The sequence below is a fragment of the Ruminiclostridium cellobioparum DSM 1351 = ATCC 15832 genome, assembly GCF_000621505.1.
Lineage (GTDB): Bacteria > Bacillota > Clostridia > Acetivibrionales > DSM-1351 > Ruminiclostridium > Ruminiclostridium cellobioparum.
This window is the reverse complement of the sequence record NZ_JHYD01000055.1, coordinates 20,546-30,233: the sequence shown is the minus strand read 5'-3', so window position 1 is coordinate 30,233 and position 9,688 is coordinate 20,546. Positions and strand designations below refer to the sequence as shown.

At 45.1% G+C, this 9,688-nt stretch carries 7 protein-coding genes; all 7 read left to right on the top strand.

The features are described 5' to 3' along the window. Positions 1–169 precede the first annotated feature (169 nt). The 7 genes from T344_RS0118070 to glmM all read left to right on the top strand — a co-directional run bounded on the left by T344_RS0118070 (position 170) and on the right by glmM (position 9,255). The gene (locus tag T344_RS0118070) at positions 170–1,534 is read left to right on the top strand and encodes an aminotransferase class V-fold PLP-dependent enzyme (protein WP_027629875.1); all 1,365 of its coding nucleotides are present in this window, start codon (positions 170–172) and stop codon (positions 1,532–1,534) included. A gap of 92 nt (positions 1,535–1,626) precedes the next feature. Next, positions 1,627–3,552, top strand: a complete 1,926-nt coding sequence (locus T344_RS0118065) for an NAD(+) synthase (protein ID WP_027629874.1) — start codon at positions 1,627–1,629, stop codon at positions 3,550–3,552. 103 nt (positions 3,553–3,655) lie between these two features. Beyond that, a complete protein-coding gene (locus tag T344_RS31960) occupies positions 3,656–3,757 on the top strand; it encodes a hypothetical protein (protein ID WP_004630840.1) in 102 nt (33 codons plus the stop codon). A gap of 203 nt (positions 3,758–3,960) precedes the next feature. Continuing rightward, positions 3,961–4,836, top strand: coding sequence for a diadenylate cyclase CdaA (cdaA, locus tag T344_RS0118055; protein ID WP_004630843.1), 876 nt, complete (start codon positions 3,961–3,963; stop codon positions 4,834–4,836). Continuing rightward, entirely contained in the window at positions 4,833–6,047 is a 1,215-nt protein-coding gene (locus tag T344_RS0118050; RefSeq protein WP_027629872.1) for a CdaR family protein, read from the top strand. Before cdaA ends, T344_RS0118050 begins: the two co-directional genes overlap by 4 nt. Positions 6,048–6,122: 75 nt before the next feature. Next, positions 6,123–7,709, top strand: a complete 1,587-nt coding sequence (locus T344_RS0118045) for an NAD(P)/FAD-dependent oxidoreductase (RefSeq protein ID WP_027629871.1) — start codon at positions 6,123–6,125, stop codon at positions 7,707–7,709. Positions 7,710–7,905: 196 nt separating this feature from the next. Further along, positions 7,906–9,255: a phosphoglucosamine mutase gene (glmM, locus tag T344_RS0118040; RefSeq protein WP_027629870.1), complete on the top strand. Its 1,350-nt coding sequence runs from the start codon at positions 7,906–7,908 to the stop codon at positions 9,253–9,255. Positions 9,256–9,688: the final 433 nt, after the last annotated feature.

Below are 9,688 nucleotides of genomic sequence, written 5' to 3'. Positions count from 1 at the left end.
GTCTTCCAAACTAACCTGTGAATTTATGGCCGTGCGAAATATTCAAAGTATTTTAGCAATACTTTGAAAGCGCACATGGCCAATTAACCTCCTTTATTCGCACATTGCGATAAGGGATATAGGTTTTCATTACATTTTGTGGCCACAAATGTGGCTCATGGAGGTTAATATGCCTGGATATGTTCAGAACAAGGGTACAAACAGATTCAGAAATATGGTAGTAGGGGTCAATGCCCCGGTTCCGCTGGATAACGGTACCTATACGACCGGAATAAATTTTGACAATGCTGCGACAACTCCTGCATTTGTTTCGGTGGAAAAGGAAATTCATGACTTTCTGCCCTGGTACTCCTCAATACATAGAGGTAAAGGTTATAAATCCGTTGTCTCAACAGATGCATACGAGGCAGGAAGAGAGGTTATAAGGAATTATGTCAGGGCCGGCAGTGATGCAGCCATCATTTACACAAAAAATACCACCGAAGCAATTAATCTTCTGGCATGTGCAATGAAACAGCAGAAGGATGACCGGGATACGGTGATCTCAACATGGATGGAGCACGCAGCAAATGACCTGCCCTGGAGGGATAAGTTCAGGGTCGAGTATGTGGAGGTGGACCGGTACGGAAGACTGGACCTGAATGACTATGAAGCAAAACTGGTAAAATACCGGGGTAAAATACGTCTGGTCACCGTAACTGGTGCGGCTAACGTTACCGGTTATCTCAATGACATTTACCAGCTGGCCTCCATGGCACATAAATATGATACCCCCATACATGTGGACGGAGCCCAGCTGGTTCCCCATGTCCCGACTGATGTGCGGCCGGCCGGCAGCCCCGAACATATAGACTACCTGTCCTTCTCGGCACACAAGCTGTATGCACCCTTCGGAAGCGGTGTGCTCATCGGGCCGAAGGCCCCGTTTGAAGAAGGTGTTCCATATTGCATGGGGGGCAGTGCCATAAAACTTGTGACCCACGACCGCATCTGGTGGGAGGAGCCGCCTGCAAAATGTGAAGCGGGGACTCCGAATCTCATGGGTATTGTTGCAATGGCGGCGGCTTTGAAAACCATGAATAAAATCGGCATGCAAAATGCCTTTGAACACGAAAGGAGCCTTTTGAATTACGCCTATGGTCAAATGTGCAATATTTCGGACATACAACTCTACAGTCATCCTGACAAACAGAAGTCCATAGGCGTGATTCCCTTTACTGTGGAGGGGGTGCACCATTCCCTGATATCGGCTATTCTGTCCTATGAGGCAGGAATTGCGGTGAGAAACGGCTTCTTCTGTGCGCACCCGTATTGCGAAAGGCTTCTGGGGTACACTGCAAAGCAGATTGAGGATATTGCAGAAAAAAATGCACTTTTTCCGGGACTGGTCAGGGTAAGCTTTGGCTTGTACAACACATATGGAGAAATTGATAAATTTATAAACTTTATGCACACAATTGTTGACAACAAGAAATTTTTTATAAATAAATATGGAAATTCCAGGGGCCTGTACAATATTAAAAACGAGGTGTAAAAATGGAGTAAAATATGATAAACTAAAAAGTAATACACAGGTTGACAATTAAAAATCCGTAATAAGGGTTATATATATACTGGAGGTTACAAATGAACTATGGATTTGTTAGAGCAGCAGCTGCAGTGCCAATGCTGAAGGTTGCTGACTGTGAATATAATACCGGGGAAATAATAAAAATTTCAAAAGAGGCCGAAAAGCTGGGAGCACAGTTTGTTGTATTCCCTGAACTGGCTGTTACAGCTTATTCCTGCGGCGATCTCTTTTTGCAGAAGACTCTTCAGAATGCGGCAATAAAGGGACTGGAAACTATTCTCACTGAAACAAGAGCACTGGAATGTGTTATAATAATAGGTATACCGCTTGTTATAAACAGCAGGATGTATAACTGTGGAGTTGCTTTGAAGGAAGGAAGGATTTTGGGAGCGGTTCCCAAAACCTATATACCCAATTACAGCGAATTTTATGAGAAAAGGTGGTTCTGCTCCGGCCAGGGTAAAAGGAATGAAACCATCGATCTTTTGGGTTTCAGTGTTCCCTTCGGTACAGATGTGCTTTTTGAAGCAGGGAATATAAGCGGGCTGTGCTTTGGAATCGAGATATGCGAGGACCTGTGGGCACCGGTTCCGCCAAGCAGTGCACAGGCTGTCAATGGTGCCACACTGCTGTTTAACCTTTCGGCCAGCAACGAAATAGTAGGTAAGCACGAATACAGGGAGAGCCTGGTCAACCTGCAGTCTGCCAGGTGCGCCGCAGCGTATGTTTATTCGTCCTCGGGGCCCAATGAGTCCACTACCGACCTTGTCTTCGGGGGACATGCCCTGATAAGCGAATACGGGTCACTGATGGCCGAGAGTCAAAGGTTCTCCTTTGAAGAACAGCTGGTTGTCAGTGATATTGACATAGAGAGGCTGATAAATGAAAGGCTTAAAAATTCAGGTTTTACACAAGATACAACAGACAATGGGTTCAGAAAAGCAGTATTTAATATAAAAGAGCTTGAAACCGGAAAATTGCTTCGGAGGATAGATCCCCATCCCTTTGTACCTTCCAGTCCGGGGGTACGGAATATAAGATGTGAGGAGATATTCAGCATTCAGACCTCGGGACTTGCCAAAAGACTGAAACACACAGGTCTGGACAAATGTGTAATCGGAATTTCCGGAGGGCTTGATTCCACACTGGCACTGCTGGTCATTGCCAAAGCCTGTGACAGGCTGGGACTGGACAGGAAAAATATACATGCTGTGACAATGCCGGGGTTCGGGACTTCCTCCAATACACTTAACAATTCTTTGGAATTGATGAGGCTGATGGGGGTAACGACCTATCAGATTGATATCAGGGAAGCCTGTATGAAGCATTTTGAAGATATCGGACATGATCCGGAGGTATATGATGTAACCTATGAAAATGTACAGGCAAGGGAAAGAACTCAGATTTTAATGGATAAAGCCAATAAAATAGGCGGTCTTGTCATCGGTACCGGCGACCTGTCGGAGCTTGCCCTGGGGTGGGCTACCTACAACGGCGACCACATGTCAATGTATGCCGTAAACACCGGAGTGCCCAAAACCCTGGTCAAGTACCTGGTACAATGGGCGGCCGACTATGTATTCGGAGATGAAACCAGGAAGGTATTGCTTAGCATCCTGGATACACCTATAAGTCCTGAACTGCTTCCAACTGATGAAGCAGGTGAAATAGCCCAGAAAACCGAGGACATTGTGGGCCCCTATGAGCTTCACGACTTTTTCCTCTATCATATGGTAAGATACGGCGCCAATCCGTCGAAGATATATTATATGGCAAAGCAGGCTTTTGAGGGAAAATACAGTGAAGAAATAATCAACAAATGGTTAAATACGTTTTTGAGAAGATTCTTCAGCCAGCAGTTCAAGCGCTCCTGTCTGCCTGACGGACCTAAAGTGGGTTCCATAAGCCTCTCACCGAGAGGAGACTGGAGAATGCCCAGTGATGCCGAGGCGGGAGAATGGCTCGGCGATATGAAAAAGTAGCGTGCAACATATAGTTCATATATTGCCGGAGGATAAATTACTCCGGAACAATATACGATAGTTGTGCAGACCACTAGATTTTAAGAACGTGGAGGACGAATAAATGCAAAGACGGTGGGTAAAATGGGTTGCTGTTATCCTGGCTGTTGTATTCATACTTACATCGGTTATTTCAGTCGGATTATCAGTATTTGCCGGAATGTAGAAACAGCAGTTGAAGGGGGAGATCCCCCAATTATTTTAAAAGTGAAAAAAATGATATAAATGGAAGTAAAATTAGTTATTTTTACCCATTTAAGACTATGGGTTTTTATATTAAAATTATTGTGTATTTATTGTTATTCTTATGTTAATTTGATTTTATTTTATTTCTGTTTACCTTCATTTTTTATAAGGGTGTGAATTTGTTTGTTTGATACTTTTGTTACAAACCTCAAAAGTATATTCGATTTTCTATCGGTATATGTTCCTCTTAAGGAACCCCTGGAAGCTCTTAGATCATTAATTGATATAAGTATTGTTTCCTATCTGACCTACAAGCTTATCCAGCTGGTAAAGGAAACCCGTGCATGGCAGCTTGTCAAGGGTATTGTTGTCGTGCTTATTACTGCCATGCTCAGCCAGGCGTTTGAGTTCAGGACACTTGCATATATTCTGAACAAAACCATAGAACTTGCCGGATTTGCCCTGGTAGTGGTTTTTCAGCCCGAGCTCAGGAGAGGTCTGGAGCAGATAGGCAGAAGCAATTTTAAGGACTTTTTCAAATTTGATGAAAAGGACGATGTGATAAATACAACCTTTACAATCGAAGAAATAGTAAAATCAGCTACCGAGCTTTCAAGAACCATGACGGGAGCTCTTATAGTCGTTGAAAGAGAGACAAAGCTGGGTGAGATCATAAATACGGGAACCAGACTGGATTCAAGCGTCAGTTCAGAATTGATAATCAATATATTCACGCCGAATACTCCTCTGCATGACGGAGCGTTAATACTGAGGGACAACAAGCTGAAATCTGCAGCGTGTTTTCTTCCGCTCACAGACAATCCGAATCTGAGCAAGGAACTCGGCACAAGGCACAGAGCGGCGCTTGGCATCACCGAAGTTTCAGACTGTATTGCGGTTGTTGTTTCGGAAGAAACCGGCAAGATATCCTATGCTCTTAACGGCGGGTTATCAAGAAATCTCACACCCGATATATTGAGAAAAGCTCTGAATAAGAATTTGCTGGAGAAGAAAACAGTCAATAAGAAGTTGACTCTTTGGAAGGGGAAATCAAAGTGAAAGAATTCTTCAAGAAGGATTTGACTTTAAAAATATTTTCAATACTCTTTGCCGTGTTTCTTTGGTTTGCCATAAATCCTGTCAAGACAAATTATTATACCGTTCCGCTTACTATTATAAATGAGGAGAGTCTGCGTGCCAAAGGGCTTGTTTTAAACAGCAAGGCATTTCCCGAAAAATATGTGACCATATCTGTGAGGGACAGGGTTGATGTGCTTGACCGTATAAAGGACACCGATTTTGAGGTTACTCTTGATCTGAAAAATGTAAACAGTGTCAATGATAAGGTTGTTCCGATAGATTCGCCTGTTTACCTGGGACGTGAAAATATAAGCGAAACCAACATGGAGCTCAAACCAAAATCGGTGACTCTGGATTTGGGTAAGATAGAGGAAAATCCTTTTATTGTACAGGTTGAAACTTCAGGGAAACTTCCTGCGGATTACGAGATAATATCCAAGACTGCAACCCCCGACACCGTATCAATACAGGCACTTGATTCGGTTCTGGGCACGGTTGGTTCGGTAAAGGCCTATGTGGACGTAACAGGCCTGAATAAAACCCTTGAAGTCAAGAAGGAAGTTAAGGTTTATGACAAAAAAGGAATTGAAATACCGGAACTCGGCAAAAAGATTTCTGTAGACATAAAAATAGAGGTTGGAAAGAGGGTTCCTGTAATACCGATTATTTCAGGTAATCCTGACAAGGATTACATTGAAGGAAGTTATTCGGTAAAACCCGATAATGTTTTAATAACCGGTGACCACACCCTGCTGCAGAAGGTCAATGAGATCAAAACCGCTCCTGTCAGCCTTGACAACATGACAAAATCTTTTACGGCACCCATCATATTGCAGCTGCCGGAAGGTATCAGACTGGTGGATTCAACGAGAGAGGTAAATGTATCCGTTGAGATTATCCCGCTGTCTGAAAGGACGATAGATGTGCCTGTAAGCAGTATTTCCATCGAGGGCAGGAAAACCGAGGACGCCCTCCTGAATTATGAAATAGTTTCACCCGTTACCGTTAAGCTGAAGGGTAGGATAGAAGATGTAAATTCTGTTTCGGTCCAGCAGCTGACGGCGGCAATAGATGTAGACGGACTTGATGAGGGAACCCACACTGTACCGCTTAAAATAACCCTGCCGGGGAATGTAACTCAAGTGGGGGATACCCAGGTCCAGCTTAAAATTACCAAAGGAACGGAATAACGGTTGAATTTGAATTATTAATTAAAATAACAAATGAAAATAAAAATGTGAATGCATTTTAAAGGAAATGAATTAATGAAACTTGTGATATCAAATTTAATCTTGAGCTTGGACGGCCCGCAGGAGGCACTTAAGCAGCAGGCTGCAAAAAAGCTCGGAATAAAGCATCAGAATATAACAAATTTTAAAATAGTAAAACAATCCATAGATGCCAGGAAAAAACCTGGCATACGTCTTGTTTACTCCATTTCCTGTGAGGTGGACGACCGTTTCCAAATACCCGGGGACAGGGATATAAAAATACTTGCGGATACCAGGGAAGAAATACTATCGCCTGGCAGCAAACCTGTTGAAGGAAGGCCGCTGGTCATCGGGACAGGGCCGGCCGGGCTTTTTTGCGGTCTGGTACTGGCTCAGAACGGCTACAGGCCAATAATAATCGAGCGAGGGCAAAAGGTTGAAGAACGGGCCGGGACGGTTGAGCGCTACTGGAATACCGGCGTTCTTGACACTGAGACAAATGTGCAGTTCGGAGAGGGCGGAGCAGGAACTTTTTCCGATGGAAAGCTTACTACCAGGATCAACGACAGAAGATGCGAAAAGGTACTTGAGGAATTCCACCGCTTTGGTGCACCAGAGGAAATCACATATAAGGCAAAGCCCCACATAGGAACCGACAATCTTAAAAAAGTCGTTGCCAACATGCGGAAGGAAATCGGGAGACTGGGCGGAACGGTCCTGTTCAATACAAAGGCTGTGGATGTCAAACTGAGGGACGGGCAGATATGCGGAGTGGTTACAAATACCAATTCAACCATAGAAACAAATGCGGTTGTTCTGGCAATCGGCCACAGTGCAAGAGATACCTTCCGGATGCTCTATGACAGAGGAGTGCCCTTTGAGCAGAAGCCCTTCTCTATCGGCGTGAGAATCGAGCATCCGCAGGAACTCATAAACACTGCACAGTATGGTGCGGCCAGCGGACATCCCGCTTTGGGCGCTGCCGACTATCAACTGTTTATGAAGGGTACCGGCAGGACGGCATATTCTTTCTGCATGTGCCCCGGCGGCATAGTGGTGGCCTCTGCGTCAGAGCCCGGATCCATTGTGACCAACGGCATGAGTGAATACAGCCGGGACAGGGAGAATGCCAACAGCGCACTTGTTGTTTCGGTGGGGCCTGCAGATTTCGGCACGGGACACCCGCTGGGAGGGATAGAGTTCCAGAGACGCTGGGAGCGGCTGGCCTATGCGGCGGGCGGCTCAAACAACAGTGCTCCGGTGCAGCGGCTGGAGGACTTCCTGAACAACAGGGCAGGAAGGCTGGGCAGTGTAAAACCAAGTTATACAGGTGAAACCCGCTGCGCCGATATCAATGAATGTCTGCCGCCCTATGTCACTGACTGTATGAAGCAGTCAATTAATTACTTCGACAGGAAGCTCAGGGGCTTCGGGATGAAGGACGCCCTGCTTGCAGGAGTTGAGACCAGAACTTCGTCACCGGTCAGGATACCCAGAAATGATGCTTTTGAGTGTATGGGGATTGCAGGGCTGTATCCCTGCGGAGAGGGTGCCGGCTATGCCGGGGGCATAGTTAGCGCGGCTGTGGACGGCATAAGGATTGCCGAACAGATTGTAAGGACCTATGCAGTCCCCTTGTGATTGGGCGACGTGGCAGTGAGAAATGGGTAACAGTACTCACACTCTTATAAAAGTCACACTTCCTATATGTTGCTATATGTTAAAAAAATCTATAACATACGCGGCAAAAGTGTTATATTATATATAGCTTTTTTTATGATAATAGTTCATAGAAATAAATGTCAATCAATACTTATATATCATGGAGGAAAATTTAATGGGAAAGTTATTCGGAACTGATGGGGTCAGAGGTGTTGCAAACCTGGAGCTGACTCCCAGACTTGCATACCAGCTGGGGCAGGCAGGAGCTTATGTGCTGACGGGAGAAACAAAACATACCCCCAAAATCCTGGTGGGCATGGATACCAGAATATCTGGCGATATGCTGGAAGCAGCGCTCATATCGGGTATTTGTTCGGTTGGTGCCCAGGTGGTAAGTCTCGGTGTCATACCAACTCCTGCCATAGCATACCTGACCAGACTTTATGACGCAGATGCCGGAGTTGTAATATCAGCCTCCCATAATCCTTTTGAATATAACGGAATAAAGTTTTTCAATTCAAACGGCTATAAGCTTCCCGATGCAATAGAGGATAAAATCGAAGGGATCATTTTAAACGGAGAGGATGAGCTTCCCAGGCCCATAGGTCAGAATATCGGATTTAAAATATACAAGGAAACTGCACTTGAGGACTATGTCAGCTTTGTAAAGGGAACTATTTCAGGTGATCTTGAAAACATAAAGGTTGCCATCGACTGTGCAAACGGGGCGTCTTTTCAGGCTGCACCCATGGCTCTGTGCGAGTTGAAGGCCAATGTCAATGTAATAAACAACGAGCCTGACGGAATAAATATCAATGCAGGCTGCGGGTCCACACATATGAAGCAGCTCCAGGAATATGTGAGGAAAACCGGTGCCGATATAGGACTTGCCTTTGACGGGGATGCGGACAGAGTTCTGGCTGTCGACGAAAAAGGGAACATAGTTGACGGAGACCAAATCATGGCCATTATAGGACTCCACCTGAAACAGCAGGGCATGCTGGCCCACAATACCATAGTAGCCACGGTTATGAGCAATATGGGCCTGGACATCATGGCCAGGAATAACGGACTGGTTATCGAGAAGACAAAAGTAGGGGACAGGTATGTGCTTGAAGAAATGCTGAACCGCGGGTATATGCTGGGAGGCGAACAGTCGGGGCATATTATCTTCCTGGAGCACAACACCACCGGAGACGGACTGCTGACAGCAATACAGCTGCTGAAGGTCTTAAAGGATTCCGGCAAAAAGCTTTCCGAGCTGGCAGGTGTTTTGCAGGTGCTGCCCCAGGTGCTTATCAATGCCAAGGTAACCAATGAAAAGAAAGACAAGTACCTTGACGACGAAGTCATAAAGAAAATGTGCCAGGAGCTGGAGGATGAATTCAACGGTGAAGGCAGGGTACTCATAAGACCTTCGGGGACCGAGCCTCTTGTGAGGGTCATGATTGAGGGCAAGGATAAGGAAATCATCACAAGGCGTGCGAAAGAACTTGTGCGGGTTATAGAAGGCAGATTGTCATAAGCAGCTGAAACGTGAATAAAATCCCTGTCAACAGCCGCCAATCATGCCACGCGGGCCGGAGGCTTTGGCGGGGATATGTATAATTATTTATGGAAATTCTCCGGAAATATTCGAAGCGCCAAAGAACGGTGTATTAAAGCATTTAAGCTGAGCAAATATGTAAATAATTTCAAATAAGTTTAAAATATTCTTAAATTAGTTGACAATTTCGTCTGTATTACAATATATTATAATATATAGGTTGTAGAGCAGGAGAAAAACCTTGCTTTGAATGTGGTTGATGCTTTATTGCCTGCGGTATACCGGCTAAAGGCAGTTATGAACGGGAGGTGGGAGAAAAAACAGGATTAAGGTGTAATTAAAAAGGCGCCAGGACAGAATTATCAGAAATTCCTGATTTCTGTTGACGAGGTGAAGGAAGCGGTTCACTAAA

What these genes read in the sequence shown, in the direction of transcription:
- T344_RS0118070 (WP_027629875.1), top strand. Translation starts at nt 170, where the DNA reads ATGCCTGGATATGTTCAGAACAAGGGTACAAACAGATTCAGAAATATG.
- glmM (WP_027629870.1), top strand. Translation starts at nt 7,906, where the DNA reads ATGGGAAAGTTATTCGGAACTGATGGGGTCAGAGGTGTTGCAAACCTG.
- T344_RS0118045 (WP_027629871.1), top strand. Translation starts at nt 6,123, where the DNA reads ATGAAACTTGTGATATCAAATTTAATCTTGAGCTTGGACGGCCCGCAG.
- T344_RS31960 (WP_004630840.1), top strand. Translation starts at nt 3,656, where the DNA reads ATGCAAAGACGGTGGGTAAAATGGGTTGCTGTTATCCTGGCTGTTGTA.
- T344_RS0118065 (WP_027629874.1), top strand. Translation starts at nt 1,627, where the DNA reads ATGAACTATGGATTTGTTAGAGCAGCAGCTGCAGTGCCAATGCTGAAG.